Origin of the sequence: Tropicimonas sp. S265A, from assembly GCF_049800835.1 — a bacterium.
GTDB lineage: Bacteria > Pseudomonadota > Alphaproteobacteria > Rhodobacterales > Rhodobacteraceae > Dinoroseobacter.
This window is the reverse complement of the sequence record NZ_JBNAFU010000001.1, coordinates 588,165-609,151: the sequence shown is the minus strand read 5'-3', so window position 1 is coordinate 609,151 and position 20,987 is coordinate 588,165. Positions and strand designations below refer to the sequence as shown.

19 protein-coding genes are annotated in these 20,987 nt (G+C 61.7%); 10 read left to right on the top strand and 9 right to left on the bottom strand.

Going from position 1 to position 20,987, the window contains the following annotated elements:
• Positions 1-114: 114 nt before the first annotated feature.
• The gene (locus ACP15N_RS03005; protein WP_425090730.1) at positions 115-432 is read right to left on the bottom strand and encodes a DUF1476 domain-containing protein; all 318 of its coding nucleotides are present in this window, start codon (positions 430-432) and stop codon (positions 115-117) included.
• Between the two features lie 171 nt (positions 433-603).
• Between ACP15N_RS03005 and purC the strand changes: the two genes are divergently transcribed.
• From purC to ACP15N_RS02975, 6 genes are read left to right on the top strand one after another with little or no spacing between them, the layout of a single operon-like run.
• Positions 604-1,365 (top strand): phosphoribosylaminoimidazolesuccinocarboxamide synthase, encoded by a 762-nt coding sequence (purC, locus tag ACP15N_RS03000; RefSeq protein ID WP_425090729.1) that lies wholly within the window; start codon positions 604-606, stop codon positions 1,363-1,365.
• Between the two features lie 14 nt (positions 1,366-1,379).
• On the top strand, positions 1,380-1,610 hold the full coding sequence (gene purS / locus ACP15N_RS02995; protein WP_425090728.1) for a phosphoribosylformylglycinamidine synthase subunit PurS: 231 nt from the start codon (positions 1,380-1,382) through the stop codon (positions 1,608-1,610).
• The gene (locus tag ACP15N_RS02990; RefSeq protein WP_425090727.1) at positions 1,610-2,647 is read left to right on the top strand and encodes a zinc-dependent alcohol dehydrogenase family protein; all 1,038 of its coding nucleotides are present in this window, start codon (positions 1,610-1,612) and stop codon (positions 2,645-2,647) included. Before purS ends, ACP15N_RS02990 begins: the two co-directional genes overlap by 1 nt.
• 13 nt (positions 2,648-2,660) lie before the next feature.
• On the top strand, positions 2,661-3,332 hold the full coding sequence (gene purQ / locus ACP15N_RS02985; protein WP_425090726.1) for a phosphoribosylformylglycinamidine synthase subunit PurQ: 672 nt from the start codon (positions 2,661-2,663) through the stop codon (positions 3,330-3,332).
• A gap of 45 nt (positions 3,333-3,377) precedes the next feature.
• On the top strand, positions 3,378-5,135 hold the full coding sequence (locus ACP15N_RS02980; RefSeq protein WP_425090725.1) for a sensor histidine kinase: 1,758 nt from the start codon (positions 3,378-3,380) through the stop codon (positions 5,133-5,135).
• 26 nt (positions 5,136-5,161) lie between these two features.
• On the top strand, positions 5,162-6,502 hold the full coding sequence (locus ACP15N_RS02975; protein ID WP_425090724.1) for a sigma-54-dependent transcriptional regulator: 1,341 nt from the start codon (positions 5,162-5,164) through the stop codon (positions 6,500-6,502).
• 7 nt (positions 6,503-6,509) lie between these two features.
• Here ACP15N_RS02975 and ACP15N_RS02970 read toward each other — a convergent pair whose 3' ends face one another.
• Positions 6,510-7,364, bottom strand: coding sequence for an arginyltransferase (locus ACP15N_RS02970; RefSeq protein WP_425090723.1), 855 nt, complete (start codon positions 7,362-7,364; stop codon positions 6,510-6,512).
• Between the two features lie 174 nt (positions 7,365-7,538).
• Here ACP15N_RS02970 and ACP15N_RS02965 point away from each other — a divergent pair, with 174 nt between their 5' ends.
• Positions 7,539-8,513 carry an autotransporter domain-containing protein gene (locus tag ACP15N_RS02965; protein ID WP_425090722.1) on the top strand — a complete coding sequence of 325 codons (975 nt, stop codon included), beginning with the start codon at positions 7,539-7,541 and terminating at the stop codon, positions 8,511-8,513.
• A 10-nt stretch (positions 8,514-8,523) separates the two neighbouring features.
• On the opposite strand, the gene ACP15N_RS02960 is transcribed toward ACP15N_RS02965, so the two are convergent.
• From ACP15N_RS02960 to ACP15N_RS02945, 4 genes are all read right to left on the bottom strand, one after another.
• Complete coding sequence (locus tag ACP15N_RS02960; RefSeq protein WP_425090721.1) at positions 8,524-8,973, bottom strand: RDD family protein; 450 nt, start codon at positions 8,971-8,973, stop codon at positions 8,524-8,526.
• A 78-nt stretch (positions 8,974-9,051) separates the two neighbouring features.
• Positions 9,052-9,447, bottom strand: a complete 396-nt coding sequence (locus ACP15N_RS02955; protein ID WP_425090720.1) for a DUF2852 domain-containing protein — start codon at positions 9,445-9,447, stop codon at positions 9,052-9,054.
• Positions 9,448-9,663: 216 nt separating this feature from the next.
• Positions 9,664-11,367, bottom strand: a complete 1,704-nt coding sequence (locus tag ACP15N_RS02950) for a hypothetical protein (protein WP_425090719.1) — start codon at positions 11,365-11,367, stop codon at positions 9,664-9,666.
• Between the two features lie 184 nt (positions 11,368-11,551).
• On the bottom strand, positions 11,552-12,022 hold the full coding sequence (locus ACP15N_RS02945; protein WP_425090718.1) for a YbaK/EbsC family protein: 471 nt from the start codon (positions 12,020-12,022) through the stop codon (positions 11,552-11,554).
• 139 nt (positions 12,023-12,161) lie between these two features.
• On the opposite strand from ACP15N_RS02945, the gene ACP15N_RS02940 reads away from it, so the two are divergent.
• Positions 12,162-13,910, top strand: coding sequence for a sugar phosphorylase (locus ACP15N_RS02940; protein WP_425090717.1), 1,749 nt, complete (start codon positions 12,162-12,164; stop codon positions 13,908-13,910).
• 365 nt (positions 13,911-14,275) lie between these two features.
• Here the strand turns inward: ACP15N_RS02940 and ACP15N_RS02935 are convergent, their stop codons facing one another.
• Together ACP15N_RS02935 and ACP15N_RS02930 are read right to left on the bottom strand one after the other, a co-directional pair.
• The gene (locus tag ACP15N_RS02935) at positions 14,276-15,505 is read right to left on the bottom strand and encodes a glycosyl transferase (RefSeq protein ID WP_425090716.1); all 1,230 of its coding nucleotides are present in this window, start codon (positions 15,503-15,505) and stop codon (positions 14,276-14,278) included.
• Entirely contained in the window at positions 15,498-16,316 is an 819-nt protein-coding gene (locus ACP15N_RS02930) for an HAD-IIB family hydrolase (protein WP_425090715.1), read from the bottom strand. The genes ACP15N_RS02935 and ACP15N_RS02930 overlap by 8 nt, the downstream gene beginning before the upstream one ends.
• A 195-nt stretch (positions 16,317-16,511) precedes the next feature.
• Between ACP15N_RS02930 and ACP15N_RS02925 the strand changes: the two genes are divergently transcribed.
• Both ACP15N_RS02925 and ACP15N_RS02920 read left to right on the top strand, forming a co-directional pair.
• The gene (locus tag ACP15N_RS02925; protein WP_425090714.1) at positions 16,512-17,291 is read left to right on the top strand and encodes a class I SAM-dependent methyltransferase; all 780 of its coding nucleotides are present in this window, start codon (positions 16,512-16,514) and stop codon (positions 17,289-17,291) included.
• 2 nt (positions 17,292-17,293) lie between these two features.
• On the top strand, positions 17,294-17,983 hold the full coding sequence (locus tag ACP15N_RS02920) for a class I SAM-dependent methyltransferase (RefSeq protein WP_425090713.1): 690 nt from the start codon (positions 17,294-17,296) through the stop codon (positions 17,981-17,983).
• A 21-nt stretch (positions 17,984-18,004) separates the two neighbouring features.
• On the opposite strand, the gene ACP15N_RS02915 is transcribed toward ACP15N_RS02920, so the two are convergent.
• Positions 18,005-20,947, bottom strand: coding sequence for a glycoside hydrolase family 99-like domain-containing protein (locus ACP15N_RS02915; protein ID WP_425090712.1), 2,943 nt, complete (start codon positions 20,945-20,947; stop codon positions 18,005-18,007).
• Between the last annotated feature and the right edge of the window lie 40 nt (positions 20,948-20,987).

Sequence of the window (20,987 nt, the reverse complement as noted above, 5' to 3'; positions counted from 1 at the left end):
CGGGTCCATCCCACCGGGACGTCCGTGCTACAGGCTGAAACTTGCGGCCACGTTAAACGGCGGCCGCCAAGTTGGGGTGTGGTTAATGCGTGCCGCGGCGTCGCCGCGCGGGCCTTAGCTTGTTTCGCTCATGATCTGCGCTTTGGCTTCTACCAGAAGCTCCGCCATCTTGGCGCGGATCGTGGCCTCGTCAGCAAGCGTTCCAAGGTCGCCGGACACCTTGCGATAGACGTCCTCGTGCCCGGCCTCTTCGAAGTCCGACTTCACGACCTCACGGGCATAGTCATCGGCTTCGGACCCGGTCTTGCCCATCAGTTCGGCGGCCCACAGGCCCAGAAGCTTGTTGCGGCGCGCATCCGCCTTGAACTGCATTTCCGCGTCATGGGCGAATTTGTTCTCAAAGGCGCTTTCGCGGTCGTCGAATGTGGTCATATGTGGTCCCCTAGCGCTGGTCTCGTCCTGTTCATATGACCTCGTGGACGGATTGCTGCAAGTGCGCAAAGCCCGCTTGCGGCGTCTTGCAGCATCGCACGCCTTGGCCTATAGCGAGCGCACCCCCGAAACGGACGCGGCCCAGTGTCCCTGCGATCCGGAGAACTCCCCATGGCGCGCCGCAAGAAAATCTACGAAGGCAAGGCCAAGATCCTGTATGAAGGTCCCGAGCCGGGCACGATCGTGCAGTATTTCAAGGACGACGCCACCGCGTTCAACGCCGAAAAGCGGGACGTGATCGACGGCAAGGGCGTTTTGAACAACCGCCTGAGCGAGTTTTTCATGACCGGGTTGAACTCCATCGGCGTGCCCACGCATTTCATCCGCCGTCTGAACATGCGCGAACAACTGGTCCGCGCGGTGGAGATCATTCCGCTGGAAGTGGTCGTGCGCAACGTTGCGGCCGGGTCCATCTGCAAACGTCTCGGCATCGAAGAGGGGACACCGATGCCCCGACCGATCGTCGAGTTCTACTTCAAGGATGACGATCTTGGCGATCCGATCGTGTCCGAAGAACACATCATCGCGTTCCAGTGGGCCTCCCAGCAGGACCTCGACGATATGGTGGCGCTGGCGCTCAGGGTAAACGACTTCATGTCCGGCTGCATGCTGTCGGTCGGCATCCAGCTTGTCGATTTCAAGATCGAGATCGGGCGCGTCTTCGAAGGCGACTACCAGCGCCTGATCGTTGCTGACGAAATCAGCCCTGACAGCTGTCGCCTGTGGGATGTGAAAACCGGCCAGAAGCTTGACAAGGACGTGTTCCGTCGCGATCTCGGCAACCTGGCCGATGCCTATACCGAAGTGGCCCGCCGACTGGGCGTGTTGCCACAATCCGCCACTCCGATCACAAAGCCGACCCTGATTAACTAAAGGAAATCAGTTATATGAAAGCCCGTGTTCATGTGATGCTCAAGCAAGGTGTTCTGGACCCGCAAGGGGAGGCCGTGCGCCATGCCCTTGGCACGCTCGGGTTTGAAGGCGTCAATGGTGTGCGGCAGGGCAAGGTGATCGAACTTGATCTGGCCGATGGCACCTCCGAGCAGACCGTATCCGAAATGTGCGAAAAGCTGCTCGCCAACACCGTGATCGAAAGCTACCGCGTGGAGATGCTGTGATGCGCGCGGCGGTTCTGCGCGCGTACAACGCCGATCTGAGCCTTGAGGATGTGGCCGATCCGGTCTGCCCCGAGGATGGCGTTGTCCTCAAGGTACTGGCCTGCGGTGTGTGCCGCTCCGACTGGCATGGCTGGGTCGGGGAGCACCCCCGCGTCAAACCCGGTCAGATCGGCGGCCACGAATACTGCGGCGAGGTGGTGGAGGCCGGACCTCGCGCCACTCACAAGGTCGGCGACGTTGTCGTTGCACCTTTCATTCTGGCCTGCGGCACATGCCCGTCTTGCCAGTCAGGGGCGCAAAACACCTGTCCGAACCAGCGTTTGCCCGGGTTTGTTGAACCAGGCGCTTTTGCGGAATACGTGGCTGTGCCGTTTGACCACAATCTGTCGCGGCTGCCGGAAACCCTCTCTCCAACTGTGGCGGCCGGGCTTGGCTGCCGGGTAACAACCGCGTGGCACGCGCTCACCGGACGGGCGGCACTGCAAGGGTCCGAATGGGTCGCGGTGCACGGCACCGGCGGGATCGGCCTCAGTTCCGTCATTCTGGCCAACGCGCTCGGGGCGCGGGTGATCGCGGTGGACGTGGTCGATGAAAAGCTTACGCATGCCGCCGAGCACGGGGCAGAGATCACGCTGAACGCGCGGGAGGGTGACGTGGCAGCCCGGATCAAAGAGATGACCGGCGGTGGGGCCCATGTCGCGATCGAGGCGCTGGGGATTCCTGAAACCGTCAACGCCTCCCTTGAGTGTCTGCGCCCGCTGGGACGTCACGTGCAGGTCGGCATGCCGATCGGCCACACCGCCCGGATGGAGGTCAACATGTCGGCAATCTATCAGGGCAACCTGGCGGTCTATGGCACGCGCGGCATGCCGTCGTGGCGCTATCCGAGCCTGTTGAGCCTGATTGAAAGCGGTCGGGTGGACATGAGCCCGTTGATCGCGCGGGAAATCCCGCTTTCGGGCACGAGTGCCGAATTGCGCGCCTTCAACGGGCCGACCCCGCCGGGTGTCGCCGTCATCACAGATTTCGTCAACTGAGGGAGCGCGCGCCATGAAAGCCGCCATCATCGTCTTTCCCGGCTCCAACTGTGACCGTGACCTGGCCGAGGCCTTTCGCAAATCCAGCGGCATCGACCCTGTGATGGTCTGGCACAAGGAAACCGCCCTGCCGGACGGCATCGATATTGTCGGGATACCGGGCGGGTTTTCCTTTGGCGACTATCTGCGTTGCGGGGCCATTGCCGCGCAATCCCCGGTGGCAGGGGCAATCAAGGCCTTCGCCGAGAAGGGCGGGCCGGTGCTGGGGGTGTGCAACGGATTTCAGGTTCTGTGCGAGACCGGGCTTTTGCCCGGCGCGCTGATGCGCAACGCCTCGCTCAAGTATATCTGCCGCTCCGTGGGTTTGCGTGTCGAGACGACTGACACGCCCTATACCGGCACCTATGCGCAGGGCGACGAGATTACGGTACCGATTGCGCACCATGACGGCAATTACCGCGCCGATCCGGGAACTCTCGATATGCTTGAGGCGGAAGCTCGCGTCGCGTTCCGCTATGTCGACAATCCCAACGGATCGGACCGCGACATTGCCGGGATCGTCTCGGAAAATCGCCGTGTGCTCGGTATGATGCCCCATCCGGAACGCGCCTATGAGCCCTTGCACGGGGGCACGGATGGCGCGCGGCTCTTCACCGGGCTGCTGGATGCGCTCAGCCCCGCCTGAGCCGCGTTCTTGTGAGGACGCGGGCAAGCGCGTACCCTGACAGCGATGGTTGATCAGCGCTCAGACCTTTCTAACTCGTTGTCGCGCGCCACCGTGGCGGCGCGGGTGCTCGCGGTGTTTCTGGCGCTTGTGGCGGTCGGGGTCGTCTACGTCACCAATATCTGGCTGACCGAGCGGTTCACGCAAACCACCCGCGAACGCGCCGAGCTGCGCCTATCGCTTTATTCGAACTCCATCGTGTCGGAACTGCAGCGCAACTCGGTGGTGCCGCTGCTCTTGTCGCGCGACCCGGTGATCGTCAACGCACTGAACCAGAACGACTATGCCGCCACCTCGCAGCGGCTGATTTCCCTGCGCGAGGAAATCGGTGCAGCCTCGCTGGAGCTTTTGAACGAAAGCGGACGCACGGTGGCCGCCACCGACCGGACGCAACTGGGCACCCAGCACCGCAACATGCCCTATTTTGTTGAGGCGCTGCGGTCCAACGGGACGGTTTTTACCATCTCGGAAACCGAGGCGGGCGCGTTCGGCTTCGCGTTTTCGCGGCTGATCAAGGATGACCAGCGCGTGCTCGGCGTGATGGTGGTCGAGGTGGACCTGCGCAAGCTGGAAAGCCGTTGGTCGGGCGGGTCCGACGCGATCCTCGTCACCGACAGCACCGGTCGGGTCATCGTCGCGACAGAGCCGCGCTGGCGTGGACGAATGCTCGACGAAGCGCTCAGCGCGCAATCCCCGCCCTCGGCCATCGCGCGCGCCATTCAGGCGACGGAAGAGTGGGCGGGCCGCCGACCGGAGACATACCTGCTGGGCGAGGCGGTGCTGAGGCTGGAAACCCTGGTGCCGTTTCGCGGGTGGCGCCTGACATCTTTCGTGACCTATTCGTCGGTGCGCGAACGGGTCAATGCGGTGCTCGCGCTTGAGATCATGGTCTTCGCGATTCTGATCGCACTGGGCTTTTACGCGCTGAGCCGCCGGGCCGTGTCGACCTCGCTTTTGTTCCAGCGCGAGTCGGCAGAACTCCGCCAGTTGAATGAACGGCTACAGCAGGAAATCGCCGAGCGCGAACGCGTGGAAAAGACGCTTGAACAGGCCGAACAGACCCTTGCGCAGTCCCAGAAACTCGCGGCTCTGGGCGAGATGTCCGCTGCGGTCAGTCACGAGTTGAACCAGCCTTTGGCCGCGATGAAAACCTATCTCGCGGGCGCGCGCCTGCTGATGCAGCGCAAGCGCGTGGACGAGTCGATCAGTTCCTTCGCGCGGATTGACGATCTGATCGACCGGATGGGCAAGATTACCCGGCAGCTCAAATCCTTCGCACGCAAGGGTGAGGATGCGTTTCAGCCCGTTGACCTGCGCGAGGCGCTGTCCTCGGCCTTGGCGATCATGGAGCCGCAGCTCAAGCAAGGCTCTGTAAAGATTGAAAGAACGACGCCCAAAACACCCGTCACCGTCATGGGCGACCGGATCCGGCTGGAGCAGGTGATCATAAACCTGTTGCGCAATGCCATGGATGCCTCCGGCGGGGCAGAGCAGCCGACGGTCCAGATTGACCTGAGCGAGGGCGATGGCGCGAAGCTCGCCGTGCGCGACAATGGTCCGGGGATCGAGAATTTTGACCAGCTCTTTGAACCGTTCTACACGACCAAACAGCCGGGTGATGGGGTGGGGCTTGGCCTTGCCATTTCGTCCGGCATCGTATCGGACCACGGCGGGCGGCTTCTGGCCCGCAACCGCGCCGGCGGCGGTGCGACGTTCGAGATGCGACTGCCCCTCTGGACGGCGCAGCCCCAAGCGGCAGAATAGCGCCAGATGAAAAAAGGAGCCGGGCCATGCCCAAGGCCATGAAAATTGCCATCGTCGATGACGAACAGGATATGCGCCAGTCGATCAGCCAGTGGCTGGCCCTGTCGGGCTTCGATACTGAGACGTTCCCAAGCGCAGAGGATGCGCTCAAATCGCTGGACGCAGGCTATCCCGGCATCGTGCTCTCGGACATCCGCATGCCTGGCATGGACGGCATGGTGTTCCTGAAAAAGCTCATGAGCAGCGACAGCGCGCTTCCCGTGATCATGATCACCGGGCATGGCGATGTGCCCATGGCGGTGGAGGCGATGCGCCTTGGCGCCTTCGACTTTCTGGAAAAACCGTTCAATCCCGACCGGATGACGCAACTGGCCAAGAAGGCCGCAGACGCGCGCCGCATGACGCTGGAAAACCGCGCTTTGCGCCGCGAGTTGGGCGACGGCTCCACCATGATGAAGAAGCTCATTGGTGCCTCTCCGGTGATGACGCGCCTGCGCGAAGATATCCTCGACCTTGGTCAGGCGGATGGCCACGTGCTGATCGACGGTGAGACAGGCACGGGCAAGACGCTCGTGGCGCACGCGCTCCATGCAGTTGGCCCGCGCGCCGGCAAGCCGTTCATCATCCAAAGCTGTGCGGCTGGTGACGACCTGCCCGCACGGCTGTTCGGACCCGCCGCCGAAGGCATGCCGCTGCCGCTCGTCGAGCAGGCCCGCGGCGGCACACTGTGTCTTGAGGATATCGAAGCACTGCCCGCAGAGTGCCAGACCCGGCTTCTGGCGCTGATGAACGACACGGTCGCAGGGCTTGAGACGCGGATCATCGCGGTTTCGAACCTCGCACAGGACGGGCGCACCATCGAAGACTGCCTGCGCCCGGACCTGTTCTACCGGCTGGCCGCGCTGCGGATCACGCTGCCACCACTGCGCCAGCGCGGCGAGGATATCCTGACGCTGTTCACCCAGTATGCCGAGGAGTTCTGCGACGAATACGGCTGCGAGGCCCCGCAGATCACCGCGCAGGAGGCCGCGCAACTGTTGCAGGCTCCGTGGCCCGGCAATGTGCGCCAGTTGATCAACCTTTCCGAACGCGCGGTTCTGCAATCCCGCCGCGGCACAGGGTCCATCGCGTCGCTGCTGATGGCCGACAATGCCGAGGTCGGGGCAGAGATCGGACCTGCCGTGACGACCGAGGGCAAGCCGCTCAAGGAATATGTCGAGGCGTTCGAACGGATGCTGATCGACAACACCATGCGTCGTCACAAGGGCTCCATCGCCGCCGTGATGGACGAGCTGTGTTTGCCGCGCCGAACACTGAATGAGAAAATGGCGAAATACGGCCTGAGCCGGTCGAATTACCTGACCTGACTCGGGCTCAGCGCTTGCGGTCGGAGGTCGGCAGGCTGTCGGGCAGGGTGATCTTTGCGACCTGTTCGGCAATCGGATCGACCGAGAGGGGATGGGTTTCTTCCTCGTGGTCGGCCGGATCACCAATCGGCTGCCACGCACCGCCCTTGTAAATCTCAAGCCCCGAGAAGCTCGCCTTGTAGCCCATTTTCGGGCTGCCGGGCACCCAGTAACCCAGATAGACGTAAGGCAGCTTTGCCTCCCGCGCGATCTCCACATGATCGAGGATCATGTAAGTGCCAAGCGAATTGGCATGCATGTCCGGATCATAGAACGAATACACCATCGACAGCCCGTCATCGAGGACGTCCGTCAGGCACACGCCTGCCAGCGCACGGTCCGCGCGCCGAGTGGCGGCATCGCTGCCCGGTTCCACATATTCGATCACGCGCGAGCGCACCGGTGTTTCCTCGATCATCGCGGCGAACTCGAAGATGTCCATGTCGGCCATCCCGCCATCGGCATGGCGACTGTCGAGGTATTTCCGGAACAGCGCATACTGATCTTCCGTCGCCCAGGGAGAGGTCGCCTCCCGGATGAGGTGATTGTTGCGATTTCGTGTCCGACGCTGGCTGCGATTCGCCGTGAACTCCGCGACGTTTATCCGTGCCGACAGGCACGCCATGCACTCCGCGCAGGACGGCCGATAGAGCACGTTCTGGGACCGGCGAAAGCCCTGTTTCGACAAGGAGTCGTTCAGAGTTTCGGCGTATTCGCCTTGCAATGCAGTGAAAAGCTTCCGCTCCATGCGCCCTTCAAGGTAGGGGCAAGGCTGCGGAGCCGTCACGTAGAATTGCGGCGCTATCGGAAGAGTATGGCGCATATCACCTATACAGAATGCGTTTGACAGGACGGTAACAAGCCAAATCGCGTCCGCCAACCCCGTTTGCCGGTTGAATTGCCACGCCGCGCGTCGCTTGACCGACGCGCCCCATTCTGAGCACGGTGCCCGGCAATGACAGCCCGGCTCAAGACCGGGTGCGATTGCGGGACAGTGATGAAGTCTGTGAACGGTTCGGGACGACGGGTGCACCTGTGCGGCGGCATGACGGTGGCCATTGCGCTCTTGCTCGGCGCGCCTGCCCGCGCGCAACCGCCTGAGGTCAACGTCCTTGGCAGCCAGGTGGAGGAGAAGGCCTCCGAGGCGCTTGCGCTCTTCGGACTGATAGCCGTACCGAACGACGCGGCCTCCACGATTTCCCTCGACGGCACCGGGGGTACGACGGATCTGCTCAGCGTGCAGACCGGTGGCGGGTTTCGGGTGAGCGAGGATTTCCCTCTCTATCTCGAAGGCTTCGCCGGGTACCAGCGCTATGACCCGATCTTCGTCTTTTCCAATGGCACCGACAGCGCGAACATCCGCGCGCGCTGGAACGCGGTTGCGCTGACCGGTGGTGTCGGGTGGGATTTCGACATTACGGAGAACTTCACGATCCGTCCCATGGCACACCTGACCTTCGGCCGCATCGTCAGCGATCTTGAACTGGGTGCGCTCTTTGTCGGGAACAAACTTGATCGTGACGTGGGTTTTCTGGTGAATGGCGGGCTGACTGCCGCAGGCTACGGGGCCTCACTGTCCGGCCTTTACGAGAAAAAGACAGAGGCATATGAATTCGAGCTGTCCGGTCGGTTTACGCATCTCCAGATCGAGACTGTCGGCAGTTCCTCCGACGTCGATGCGTCCTCGGATGCATCGGTAGCCAGCTTCTGGACCCGTTACCGTGAACCGATCCGCGACTGGCGGGCGTTCGGCCAACCGGTACGCTGGGTCGTTGACGGATCACTGGGGCTTTACGATGGCGGGCCGACAGTCTTTCCCGGGATCGAGTGGCTTGCAGGTATTGGTGCGGGGCTGGAGCTCGATGTGTCCGACACACGGCTCATCTGGACAACCCGAGCGCGCCTGATGGCGCGGTACTACTTCGGCCAGGATTACCGAGGCTGGGGGGTCGGCCTCGGCATTTCCTTCTAGGCAGGCTGAACTAGGCCGGGCTGGCTGCACGGTTCAGTGCCGCCGTGCCCAGCACGTGGTCGGTCAGTCCCTGCTTGCGTTCGCTCATCAGCATCAGGGCAATTGACACAAGTTGCAGCGGGAAAACTGCAAGGCTGATGTGGTAGCCAAGCGTGTGCAGAAACGCCTGACTGGCATCCATCCGCCCGCCATCCGCCGCGCGCAGTTCGATTGCGGTGAACCGCATGCCCCACGTTGCCGATCCCCGGGCAATCGTCACCCAGCGATAGAGAAAGCTGACCATCATCGCCAGAAACGGCAGATAGAAGAGCGCGGTGAAGAAGGTGAAGGGAACAAGCACGACTGTCATCGCCAGAATGGCCAGCAGGTCCACGCCCCAGGCGACAAGCCGCTTGGTGGGGACATCCCGATACAGATCGGCATGGGTATACGGGTCGGGGAGGGCGGTTGTCTGGGTCATGGTCTCTCGGGCGGTGCAGGTCGTGGAACAAATTATAGCCGCCCCGTTTGGGGCGGCCAACGATATTGGATGGGCGGATTATGCCTCGGCGGGCTTGTCACCTTCGGCTTTCGCGGACTTCGCCCGGTCCTCCATGAACTGGTCGAACTCGGACTTGTCCTTGGCCGCACGCAGACGTTCCAGAAACGCCTCGAACGCGTGCTGCTCGTCCTGCAGCCGGCGCAGCGTGTCCGCCTTGTAGGCATCGAACGCGGTGTTGCCGGAGGATTTGAAGCCGATGGCCTTGTCCATATGGCGGCTGCGGGTCGACGAACAACTGAACATGCGTTTGCTCCAGATCATGTAGAAGAGAAGGGCGAGGCCAATCGGCCAGAAGAAAATAAAGCCGAGAACCATGGCGATAATCCAGGCAGGTTTGCCTTTGCTGTCGAGCCATGTTTCGGCTTGCGTGGGCCAGGTGGCGACGGATGACATTTGGTGCTCCATGTGCGTTTCAATGAATGTGAATTCGTTTCACATCACATCAGATGGGGCGTCAATCCGGCCACACAAGGGGTCAATGTAAAAAAGATTTACTTTATGCGCTCCGTACCCGCGGGTCGCGACCGGCTTGGTTGTGGTTTGTATCTTGTGTTGCCTGTAGCGGGCCGCATCCCTCCGAGCGGAATGCCACCGATGCACTTGCGCAGACTAGCGGTCCGCGGCGGTCGGCAGCCCCAAATTTGCGTGCAGATCGTTGAGCGCAGAAACCGTCAGTGCGCCACCCTTGGACGCGTCAAAAAACGCGGCTTCGGCCTCCTTGCCTGCAATCAAGAAGTCTCGGCGCACGTCTCTCACCCCGTCCAGCAGCCCGTCGCGTTCGTCTTCGAAGGCTTCCGCGACGGCCAGTTCCTGCTCCAGTGCTGACAGCGTTTCCTCGTAACCCGGGATTGTCGGATCGAGATCAGCGATATCTTGCAGCACTTCATCACTGCCCCGCCCGTCATAGCTTTGATCGAAGTCGCGCAACGCGCTCCGCGCGTCCATCAGGTCTTCGCGCGTATCGTAGTACTCTGTGGCCGCCTCCTGATACGTGGCGATCTTGCCGACGTTGCTATTCGGAGAGGCGTTGGCAAACGCAGCGGCGGCGGCGCGAGATGCATTCAGATTACGCAACTTGTCTGATCCGTCCGGAGCGGTAATCGCCGCCACCAACGGATCGCGCAATCGGTCTTTCGAGCGCGCTCCCTGCGTGCGCGCAGAGGCGACTGTGCCCTCCGATCCGGGCGCCACGAGCATGTCGCGCCGCTGGGGCTCTGTCAGATTGGGGTCATTGTATGCGCGCGACGCAGTCGGGTCGGGCAGGCCAAGGTTGTCATGAAAATCACCCAAGGCGTCTGGTGTCAGTTCGCGCCCCTTGGAGGCATCGAAGAAAGCGGTCTCAGCGCTCTCCAGCGCATCATATGTCTCTCGCCGCAGGTCGATCACGTCTTCCTTGAGGTCCTGACGTTCCGTCTCAAAGGTTTCTGCCCTTGCTAGTTCATCCTCAAGCGTGGCCAAAGTCTCGGCATACTCGGGCGTCGTCGGATCAAGGCTCGCAATATCGATTTCGATTTCGGCGCTGGTACGTCCTTCGTAAGCGCCGTTGAACGCCCTCAGCTCGCGGCGGGCTTCGGCCAGTTCGTCGCGCAGCGCGTAGTATTCCGAGGCCGCTGTTTGATAGGTCGCGATCTTGCCGACATTGCTGTTCGCCGACGCGTTTGCGAATGCTGCCGCCGCGGCTCCGGAAGCGCTCAGGTTGCGCAGCTTGGGGGACCCGCCAGGGTCCGTAATCGCTGAAACCAGCGGGTCGCGCGTCCGCACCCTGTCCTTGGGTAGGTTACCCTCCGGCGCACCACGTACGCGCGTGAAGCGCGGAGCAGGGCGGGGCGATGTGTCGACCAAAGTGGCGCGTTTGACGGTCGCGCGTTTCGGCCTTTGCGTGTCGGTCGTGCCGGTGAAGAGCGACTTCAGGTCCTTTTGAAACTGCCGCCCGGCCTCCGCCAGCGTTTTCGGACCCTTGGTGTTCCGCGATGCGTTCGAAGATCCGTTTTTCTTGAATTCCTTTTTCAGCTCACGCCACGCCCCAGCCGGGTCATGTTTCCCGTTCGCTTTCGCACTCCGGTTCCCGTTGCCTTTGCTGCCGCCGGACTTGCCGCTCCCGCGCTCCGCCTTATCATGTCCTTTTCCGCCGCGGTCGGATTTGTCACTTCCGCCACCGCGACCTCCGCCGTTACCATTTCCGTTGCCCTTGTCATTCTTGGCAAAGGCCGCATCCGGGGCCAGCGTAATCGTCGCAACTGATACTGTCCCAAGCGCAAGTGCAGCGGCAGTAAAAATGGACGTAAGCGACTTTGGCGAAATCAGCGGGGTCATGGAGCGTCTCCTGAAAGAGCCGGAACAGTAGCACAGGTGTATCGAAGTCGGCAAAATTAATGCGTTATTTCAGAGGCATAATTGTGGCGCATTGGTCGCGATGCACGAAACGGTTCCGGTCGTTTCCACCATATTGACCATGATGCACGACCCTCTGGCCCGGCATGAGCATCCCACCCCGCCGCTAGACGGTAAACGACGCAAGCTCCGCTCGTGCCAGGCTGCGAAGTGTTTCCGGGGCAATTCCGAAGATATGTCTGGGCGTGCCGGCGGCGCCGTAGATCAGGTCGAACTCCAACAGACGCGGGTCGAACCACGCGCGCGGCGGTGTCAGGTGCCCGATGGGGGCCACTCCGCCAATGGCAAATCCGGTCTGGGCACGGATCAGGGCGGCATCCGCCTTGCCCAGGGGGCTGCCGGCGAACGCGCTGGCCTTGGCGGCGTCCACCTGATTTCCTCCTGCGGTGACGAACAGGATCGCTGTACCTGTCGCGGCACAACGGAACATGATCGACTTGGCAATCTGATCGATCGTGCAGCCCGCCGCGTCGGCCGCCTGGGCTGCGGTCCGCGTCTCGGACGGCATTTCCAGCACGGTGTCCTTCAGCCCGGCCGATTGCAGCGCGGCGCGCACCCTTTTCAGGCTCTTGCTCATTTCTGTGCTCCTTTCGTCCCCAATCGACCGCGATCCTCTTTTCTCAGTCCCGGTTTTTTCCTAAGCGGGTGGGGTTTACGCCCCAAGTCCCGAGTCGCACGGGCCTCGGCCCCCCGTGCACGGAAATGAGTCCGCCTGAATGACCAAGCCTGTCACCTCCCTCAGCCAGCGCGTTTCCGAGTTTCTGGCCCAGATCTATCCCGAGATGAATGCCGATATTCTGGCCTCCCAGGTGATCGAGGCGTTCTTCCCCGAAGAAACCCCGCGCCGCAAGCGCCCGCGCGCGCCCGGCAACAACCTGTGGTCGGAAAAGGACGCGTTGCTCATCACCTATGGCAATTCGATTGTCGATGGCACGCACAAGCCGCTCGACCTTCTGCATGATTTCCTGCTGGAATACATGCAGGGCGTGGTCAACGGGGTGCATATCCTGCCATTCTTCCCGTTTACGTCGGATGACGGGTTTGCCGTCACCGACTACCGCGCGGTGAACCCGGCCTTGGGCGACTGGCCCGACATCAACCGCATTGGCGCGGATTTCCTGCTGATGTCTGATCTGGTGCTGAACCATGTCTCAAGCCAGGGCGCATGGTTCAATGCCTACCGGCAGGGGCACGCGCCCTATGACAGGTTCTTTTTCGAGGCGGACCCGGCAGACGATCTGTCCATGGTCGTCCGCCCCCGGACAACTCCGCTTTTGCAGGAGGTGGAAACCTCCAATGGGCCGCGCCACGTCTGGTGCACCTTCAGCCATGACCAGATCGATCTGGATTTCCGAAATCCGGAAGTTCTGCTTGAGTTCCTGCGGATCATGCGCCTGCATGTGGACAATGGCGTTCGGATCATCCGGTTGGATGCGGTGGCGTTCATCTGGAAAGTCGTCGGCTCCCCATCGATCCACCTGACGGAGACCCATGCGATTGTCCGGCTGATGCGGCTGTTGTGCGATTTCGCACAGGAACCGATCATCCTGTTGACCGAAACCAATGTTCCGAACGCGGAAAACCTCAGCTATTTCGGCAACCGGAACGAAGCCCACGCAGTCTACAACTTCACGCTGCCGCCCTTGTTGCTGCACGCAATGATGTCGGGCTCTGCCGAGTATCTGCACCGCTGGCAGCGGGGTATGCCGCCCGCCCAGCTTGGCTGCGCCTATCTGAATTTCTCGGCCTCACATGACGGGATCGGGATGCGCCCGGCCGAAGGCGTGCTCCCGGAGGAGGAGAAAGCCCGCGTGATCCAGACGGTGCGTGATCTGGGTGGGCTGGTCTCCATGCGCGCGCTGCCCGATGGCGGTGAAAGCCCCTATGAGTTGAACATAACGTTTTTCGAGGCAATGGGCGGCACGTTCAAAGGGCGCGACGATTACCACATCGCGCGGTTCATCTGCTCCCAGACAATCGTGATGTCCCTCGAAGGAATTCCTGCTTTCTACATCCACTCCATGCTGGCCACGCAGAACGACCATGACCAGGTGGCCCGGCGTGGCATGAACCGCGCGATCAACCGGCACAACTGGGAATACCCGGCGTTGAAGGCAAAGCTCGACGATCCCGACAGCCAGCACGCGCTGGTCCTGTCTGCGCTTTCCGCCCGGCTGCGCGCCCGATCCCGCCAGATCGCGTTCCACCCGAATGCCACGCAGTTCACGCTATCGCTCGATCCGCGTATTTTCGGGGTCTGGCGGCAAAGCCTCGATCGGGCGCAATCCATTTTTGCGCTGCACAATGTCAGTGACGAGCGTGTGGTGATCCAGCCCCACGAGATCAACCTGATCGAAGGCGCGGATTGGGTTGATGTCCTGTCCGGGGAGCATATTCGCGTCGAAGGCGGTGACATTCCCATGGCCCCCTACCAGTGCCGTTGGATCACCAATCGCGCGGGATAGCCCCGCAGCGGGACGCGAATCTCCGTCCGTAACGAGCGATTTCAGGGTCAGGTCTGCGTTCTGACAGGGCGCCGACACGGAACCACAAGATGGCATTTGCCGCTTTTCTGCCACAATATACAGCAGAACTTGCGATTGTTGCTACCGTGAGTTGTAAAATGAGGGCGTACTTGGTGACACCGCCCTCAAATGCCATTTTAACGATACCCATGGTTCGGTGATGGACCGTGGGATTTGTGCGAGTATCCGTTGCAGCGGAATTTTTAAAGTACTTTATACGAGTGGAGCCGCCGCTGCCCATCCGGGCGCGGCGGCTTTTCGGTTTATGAGCGGATAGCCGCTTACGCGAGTCAGGTTTAACCTGTTCACCCCTGGGGAGAAAAGTCGTCCAGATCGGCCGCTGCTGCGGCTTTGAAGTCTGTCAGGAAGCTGGGGTCGGCCGCATGCACCCGGTTCCAGGTCGGAATGAAGGGCGCTTCGGACGGCTTGTCGATGAAGATCTGGCCCGCGCGCATGATGTTCTCTGCAAAAAGCTCGATCGACTGCTCCTCGCGGTGCCTGTCCACGGCCAGACCGTTCATCTTGGCGTCGTTGTAATACGCCTCCAGCAGGTCCAGTGCGCTGCGATAGTAGGTGGCTTTCAGTGTGCGAAAGGTGTTGCCCGTGAACGTCGTGCCATCGGCGGCCAGCTTGCGGAAGATCGACTTGCAGATATCGGTCGACATGCGCGACAGCCCGGTGGAGGCGTCCTCTTCGCTCAGGTCCTGATGCTTGTGATCGTAGGCGTCGCTGATCTCCACCTGGCAGACGGCCTTGGGCGCCAGATTGCGCCAGGCCTCGGACAGAACCCCGATCTCAAGGCCCCAGTCAGACGGGATGCGCAGGTCCGGCAGGATCCCCGTGCGCATGGCAAATTCGCCCGACAGCGGATAGCGGAAGCTGCGCAAGTAATCGAGGTAATCGCGGTCCCCGATCACCCGTTTCAACGCAATCAGCAGTGGACTGACCAACAGTCGCGTGACCCGGCCGTTCATCTTGTTGTCACCGATACGCGGATAGAACCCCTTCGCCACCTGATACGGGAAGGTCGGATTCACCACGGGGTAAACCAGCCGCGCCAGCATCCCGCGCTCATATGTGGTGATGTCGCAATCGTGGATCGCCATGACCGCGCTGTCGGCGCAGGCCATCAGGTAGCCCAGACAGGTCCAGACGTTCTTGCCCTTGCCGGGTTCTTGCGGTGCCAACCCCATCTCGTCCAGCCGCGCGCCCAGTTCCAGCATCCGCGGGCTGTCGTTCCAGATCACGACGTTGGTTTGCGGCAACTGCGCAAAGAACGCGCGCGCGTGGCGGAACTGCGCCTCGTCCGCGCGGTCCAGCCCGATGATAATGCGGTGCAGATACGGCACCTGTGCCAATTCGTTCAGGATGTTCTGCAGCGCAGGGCCTTCGAGTTCGGAGTACAGGCAAGGCAGGATCAACGTGATCTTGCGTGTGTGTGAGAAGGCTTCGATCTCGTAGGTCAGTTCTTCCAACGAGCGCGTGCGCAGATTGTGCAGTGTCGCGATGTTGCCGTTCTGGTGAAAATCAGCCACTCGGTCGGCCCCCCCTCTCGTACGTCCGGTCCTTCAGTACCCGTAGAACCTCCGCGTTCCAACCGTCCGGGCCGGGTTTCTCGCTGCGGCGTATCCGCCCCTGCGTCTCGGTGGCCAGCGGGGGCAGGGGGGGCGCGTGGGGATTTGCAATGACGATGCCCAAATCGGCGGTCTCCAGCATTTCCACGTCGTTTGGCGCATCGCCGAGTGCGAGGCTGAACGGCTTGCCGTACTGCCCTGTGATCTCGGCCACGCGGTCGGCCTTGGTGCCGCCGAACGACAGGGTCAGGAACCGCCCGCCGCGCCGCGCCGTCACCCCTTGCACGCGCAACGCCTTAAGGAACGCCGCCTGACCGGCGGCGTCGCCGGTCCATATGCCCGGTTCCGAGGCTGCGCGGGTCTTGGCCAGGTCTGCCTCGGCCACCGGCAGGCCGGTGGTCGCGGCGACTTCCGCCACGCTCAGATCCCCGAACCCGCGATAACAGGCGCGCAAGTGCGCTGGAACGGTCTCCAACGCCTCCCGCAGGCGCGCGTAGGCGGCGGTATCTGCGTCGGGCGCGGCATGGGCGGCCAGCACTCCGGTGCCGTTTTCGACAATCGCGGGGTACGCCGACAGCCCTAGCGCCTCCCGCAACCGTGCGATTTCGGCAGCCGTCTTGGAACTCGCCAGAATAACCGGCGCGCCAAGTTTTGCCAATGCCGCCAGCGCCGGGCGGGCCGGGGCGAAGGAATAGCTGTCATGGTCAAGAAGCGTGCCATCAAGATCGGTGAAGACGATCAGCGGCGGGGCTTGAGCAGGATCCTTGTGCATGCCTCACGCCTAGCGGTGGCCCGCATCGGTGCCAAGGCGAAACTTGGTCCCCGGTGTGTTGCCTTCCCGGGACAGATACCGCTGGTCTGCACAGGCTGGCGCCGCCCGAATGTCCATCGCGTTGACAGCGCGCTGCAGACGGGGCGTACTGCGCGCCTGAGACCGCCCCACCTGACGCAACGGTACGAGCCCGGCATGTATGTATTCGACGGACAGTGTCCAGTCTGCCAGAAATCCACCACATACCGGAGTAAGACCGACTGGTTCCGAGATGGCCTGCTCTGCGATCACTGCAAGTCGATCCCGCGCGAACGCGCCTTCGCGTGGTGTCTGAACACGTTTGCGCCGAACTGGCGCGCGGTCAAGCTGCACGAAAGCTCTCCCGTCGACAGATCGATTTCGGGCATCATGATGCGACAGGCGGAAGGCTATGTCGGCACACATTTCTATCCCGAAGCCGCCTTGGGGGAAATGCATAACGGCTTCCGATGCGAGAACCTTGAATGCATGACCTTTGCGGACGAAAGTTTTGACCTGCATTGTCATCTGGACGTGCTGGAGCATGTGAACGAGCCCGAACTCTGCTTTCGCGAGATGGAGCGCACGCTCAAGCCGGGCGGCATGATGATTTTCACCACGCCGGTCTACGAGGGAAAGCTCAAGACCGAGCGCCGCGCCCGCTATACCGACACCGGGGTGGAGCATCTGGCGGAGCCGGAATATCACGGCAACCCGATCAATGACGAAGGCGCGTTGGTGACCTTTCACTATGGGTCTGATTTTGCAGAGCTTATTCAGGGTTGGGCGCCCGGATGCGGGGTTAACATGGTTACCCTGAATGACCCCAGACTCGGCGTGATCGGAAAGTTTCGGGAGGTATTCGTCGTGACCAAATACGGTCGGAATGACGCCTTGGCCGCGCAGCCCGTCGAACAGCGCTCGAAACTGAAGCGTATCTTCGCAAAAGGAACCTAGCCATGCATGTGACATGCTCGATTTGCGGTGGGCAGACGTTCGAAAGCAACCGCGTGCTCTGGCCGGCACTGATCGCGGAATGGGGTCTTGCCCCGAACGAGGTCGACTATATCGACCGCCAGCAGGGGGAGCGGTGCATCGCCTGCCACGGCAGCCTGCGCCATATCGCGCTTGGCAACGCGCTCCGCGCGGCTTTGGGAACCCGGCAAACGGTCAAGGATCTTGTCGAAAGCCAGATTGAGGCCACGATCCTCGACGTGAACGGGGCGGAGGTGATCTCGGATGTGCTGGCCGGGCTGCCGAACTACACCCGGGGCGACTACCCAGAGGTGGATCTCCAGAACCTGCCCTATACCGATGACAGTTTCGATGTGATCCTGCATTCGGACACCTTGGAACACGTGCCCAATCCGCTCTACGGATTGCGCCAGTGCATGCGGGTCCTGCGGCCCGGCGGGTGGCTCTGTTATACCGTGCCCATGGTGGTGGAGCGGCTGACGCGGTCACGGGCTGGCATGCCGCCCAGCTATCACGGCGATCCGTCGATGGGGCGCGCCGACTATATCGTGCACACCGAATACGGGGCGGATGCCTGGACGCACCTCGCGCGCGCCGGGTTCACCGAGATCGGAATGCATGTCGTGTCGTATCCCGCGGCGCACGCGTTGATGGGGCGCAAACCCCCTGCCTAGGCCAGTTTGCGCGGGGCCGCGTCAGAGCGCCTTGAGTTTGTAGCCAGTGTGTTCGACCAGATTGACCAGAACGCGTTCAATCGCATGGGCGCGGGTCCCATCGGCCAGACCGCGTTCGACGTCGAAATCCTGCACACTCAGTTTCAGGAGCGGGGCAATCGCCGCCGGATCGACCCAGAACATCGTCCCCGCCACGAACCGGTCATTGCGGAACCTGAACCCCATCTCCTGGGCCAAGGCGTCCACGTTGGCGCGGTTATTCGCCATATTGCGCTTGTCATGGCGGATCACGGATTTCGCCGTCGCAAGCATGCCCAACCCGGGGTCCGCATCGAAGGCGTCCATTGCCGAAGGGTCGATCAATGCGCTCAGCGTTGATTTTCGGATCTTGTCGCCATCGGTGCGGTAGACCGACTTCTTGCCATGTACCTTGCATACGGCGCGGTAGTTCAGATGCGCGATCCGTTGCATCGTCATCAGGAACGGCCGGACGTCGCGCCCCCGGTTGTCGACCAACTCCACATATGCGGACGGCATCGCGGCCGAGATCATCTGCGCAGTTTCAAGCGACGTCGCTGTTGCGTAGACATCCACCGACCCGGTTGGCAGAGCCTCGATCAGCGCCTGCACCTCGGCCCAGGTGTCGGGGTAGTGGATATGGGCCACGACAGCGTAGTTGGCTTCGGTCTGATCGGGTATGTCGGGCCGCAGGAAGGGCCCCGCTGCCACGTCGTAATTCGCCATCACCTTGTGCGTGGCCTCAAGGTATCCGTAGCCATGCTTCTGATCCGGTTCCAGATGCGTGCCCTCCGCCCACTCGTTCCAGGCATTCACGAAGACCAGCCGCTCATCGTCGGATCGGTCGGGATCCTTGGCCGCATGCTCCACATTCGCGGCCAGCCACTGGTTGTAGCGCGTTACGCTGAAATTCGTGAAAACCGAGGCACTCAGACCCCGACGCGCCGTGTTGTCCCACGACATCATCGCGGTGCGGAACACCAGATGATCGGAGGTTTTTCGGCACACTTCCTTCGCCGTCAGATCGTCGTAATCGTAGACGCCCCCGTTGAACCCCTGCTCGAGGTCGTCCACGAATTCGGTCACGTTCTTGGCGTCGATGGCATGCGGCGGAAACTGGAGCAATGCGTCCAGCCCAAGCGCCTCTGGTGTGCCGGTATCGGACGTCTGTGCAGACACGACATAGAGCCCACCAAGACCCATTTCCTCGGCCGCCGCGCGCCACATCTCCACTGTTTCCTTGAACTCCGGGATCAGGTGCGCGCGGTACACGATGAACAGGGGCTTGCCGTTCACACGAATATAGCGCGGGTCCTCCATGTATTGCCGCAGGTATTCCAGCATCGCGCGCGAGTCCGCCAGCGAGTGGTCCTGCGCGATCAGAACCTCCTGATCCAGGCCATCCCAGCGGCGTGTCCAGTTCTCGTTCGCCCAGATCATGCAGAACGGCAGGTCCATTTTCGGGTTGGCCAGCATCTGCTCCAGCGGTGTCTCCATGAGCAGCTTTCCAGCAAACCAGTAGAAGTAATAGGCAAAGCCGGACACGCCGTAATTCCGTGCAAGCCGCGCCTGTTCCTCCATAACTTCGGGCACGCGCAAGTCATAATATCCAAGGTGGATCGGGCAATGCGGCTGGTGGTGGCCGGGGAAAAGCGGTCGTGCCTTGCCGACATTGGTCCACTCGGTAAAGCCCTTGCCCCACCACGCATCGTTCTCCGGGAACGGATGATATTGCGGCAGGTAGAACGCAATGGTCTTGACCACCGTGTCCAGCGTGTCGTGCGGGATATGCTCGACGAAACCTTCGCTCACGTCAGAATACTTGACGACCGGCACATCCGGACCATTGCCGTAGCGCCCAAAGGGCGGGATAACGCCATCGATTTCGGAGTAGCCAGGCCATTCCGTTCCGGCCCGGGCGGTCATGCCTTCGACCAGTTTGCCGTCGACAAACTCGGGCGTTTCGATTTTCTCTGGCCAGACCTTCTTGGGTTTTCCCTTGCGCTTGCGAAGGCTGTTCGAAATCCTGCGCAGCGGTCTGGTGCGGCGCCACCACTTGTCTTGCAGGACAAAGTTGGCCGTTTCCGTGACTTGGCGAATGTAGTCCATCAGGCTTTCGATCTGCGCGGCCATGTCGTTTGAGGTAGCGCGCGCGTTGTCGAGTTCGTCGAAGGACTTTTCCAGGTCTTGCAGCGTGACCTCTGCCGCGTAGGGTTCCAGCGGACTGCCCGGGATTTCATAGGCAGAATTGGGCAGCTTCGGCAGGTCGCCATCCGAGGCCAGCACCAGATCATAGCGGGCATTCGGCACCCCGTCGCGCACGCCGCCTCCGGCGAACACCTGGAACGGCGCGTTTTCCGTGTTGGCGATCAGCGACGCAGCACTCAGCCTTTGCCCGTAGTGCGAGATGTTCTTGAAGTACCCGCCAACCAGCGCGACGAACTCTTCGGTATAAAGTTCCTTGACGTGAAACGGGTTGTCGTATTTCGGCTTGTCCGAATATTCGAGCTTGTTCGGGCTGGAAATCATCAGCAATCCGCCCGGTCGCAACACGCGCCGCAACTCCTGCATCATGCGGTCATGCTCTTCCAGATGCTCGATCGTCTCGAACGACACGACCATGTCCACCGATGCATCCGGAACGGGAATATCCGTCGCGCTGCCTTGCCGGAAATAGAGGTTCGGGGCGCGGTAGTGATACTTGGCATGAGCCACCGCATCGGCGCTGATATCGACGCCCATGACGGATTTTGCACTCGCCGACAGAATTTCCGACCCGTAGCCTTCGCCGCAGGCGATGTCGAGCACGTCCAACCCCGAAGCCAGCCGCCGCGCGAGTTGATAGCGATGCAGGTGCTCCAGTTCGATGGTGCCCTGAAACTGCGGCAGGTAGCGTTCCCCGTCGGGGATCAGGTCTGCCGGTTTTCCGACACCGTCCTTGGTCATGGATAATGGCTTTCTTGCGTGAGTGTTGTGGGAAAGGGAG

Bases quoted from the DNA above. Each gene is read 5' to 3' on its own strand.
- ACP15N_RS02970 (WP_425090723.1), bottom strand. From the start codon at position 7,364: ATGCGCCATACTCTTCCGATAGCGCCGCAATTCTACGTGACGGCTCCG.
- ACP15N_RS02915 (WP_425090712.1), bottom strand. From the start codon at position 20,947: ATGACCAAGGACGGTGTCGGAAAACCGGCAGACCTGATCCCCGACGGG.
- ACP15N_RS02945 (WP_425090718.1), bottom strand. From the start codon at position 12,022: ATGAGCAAGAGCCTGAAAAGGGTGCGCGCCGCGCTGCAATCGGCCGGG.
- ACP15N_RS02975 (WP_425090724.1), top strand. From the start codon at position 5,162: ATGCCCAAGGCCATGAAAATTGCCATCGTCGATGACGAACAGGATATG.
- ACP15N_RS02920 (WP_425090713.1), top strand. From the start codon at position 17,294: ATGCATGTGACATGCTCGATTTGCGGTGGGCAGACGTTCGAAAGCAAC.
- purQ (WP_425090726.1), top strand. From the start codon at position 2,661: ATGAAAGCCGCCATCATCGTCTTTCCCGGCTCCAACTGTGACCGTGAC.
- ACP15N_RS02950 (WP_425090719.1), bottom strand. From the start codon at position 11,367: ATGACCCCGCTGATTTCGCCAAAGTCGCTTACGTCCATTTTTACTGCC.
- ACP15N_RS03005 (WP_425090730.1), bottom strand. From the start codon at position 432: ATGACCACATTCGACGACCGCGAAAGCGCCTTTGAGAACAAATTCGCC.
- ACP15N_RS02940 (WP_425090717.1), top strand. From the start codon at position 12,162: ATGACCAAGCCTGTCACCTCCCTCAGCCAGCGCGTTTCCGAGTTTCTG.
- ACP15N_RS02960 (WP_425090721.1), bottom strand. From the start codon at position 8,973: ATGACCCAGACAACCGCCCTCCCCGACCCGTATACCCATGCCGATCTG.
- ACP15N_RS02930 (WP_425090715.1), bottom strand. From the start codon at position 16,316: ATGCACAAGGATCCTGCTCAAGCCCCGCCGCTGATCGTCTTCACCGAT.
- ACP15N_RS02955 (WP_425090720.1), bottom strand. From the start codon at position 9,447: ATGTCATCCGTCGCCACCTGGCCCACGCAAGCCGAAACATGGCTCGAC.
- ACP15N_RS02980 (WP_425090725.1), top strand. From the start codon at position 3,378: ATGGTTGATCAGCGCTCAGACCTTTCTAACTCGTTGTCGCGCGCCACC.
- ACP15N_RS02965 (WP_425090722.1), top strand. From the start codon at position 7,539: ATGAAGTCTGTGAACGGTTCGGGACGACGGGTGCACCTGTGCGGCGGC.
- ACP15N_RS02925 (WP_425090714.1), top strand. From the start codon at position 16,512: ATGTATGTATTCGACGGACAGTGTCCAGTCTGCCAGAAATCCACCACA.
- purS (WP_425090728.1), top strand. From the start codon at position 1,380: ATGAAAGCCCGTGTTCATGTGATGCTCAAGCAAGGTGTTCTGGACCCG.
- purC (WP_425090729.1), top strand. From the start codon at position 604: ATGGCGCGCCGCAAGAAAATCTACGAAGGCAAGGCCAAGATCCTGTAT.
- ACP15N_RS02990 (WP_425090727.1), top strand. From the start codon at position 1,610: ATGCGCGCGGCGGTTCTGCGCGCGTACAACGCCGATCTGAGCCTTGAG.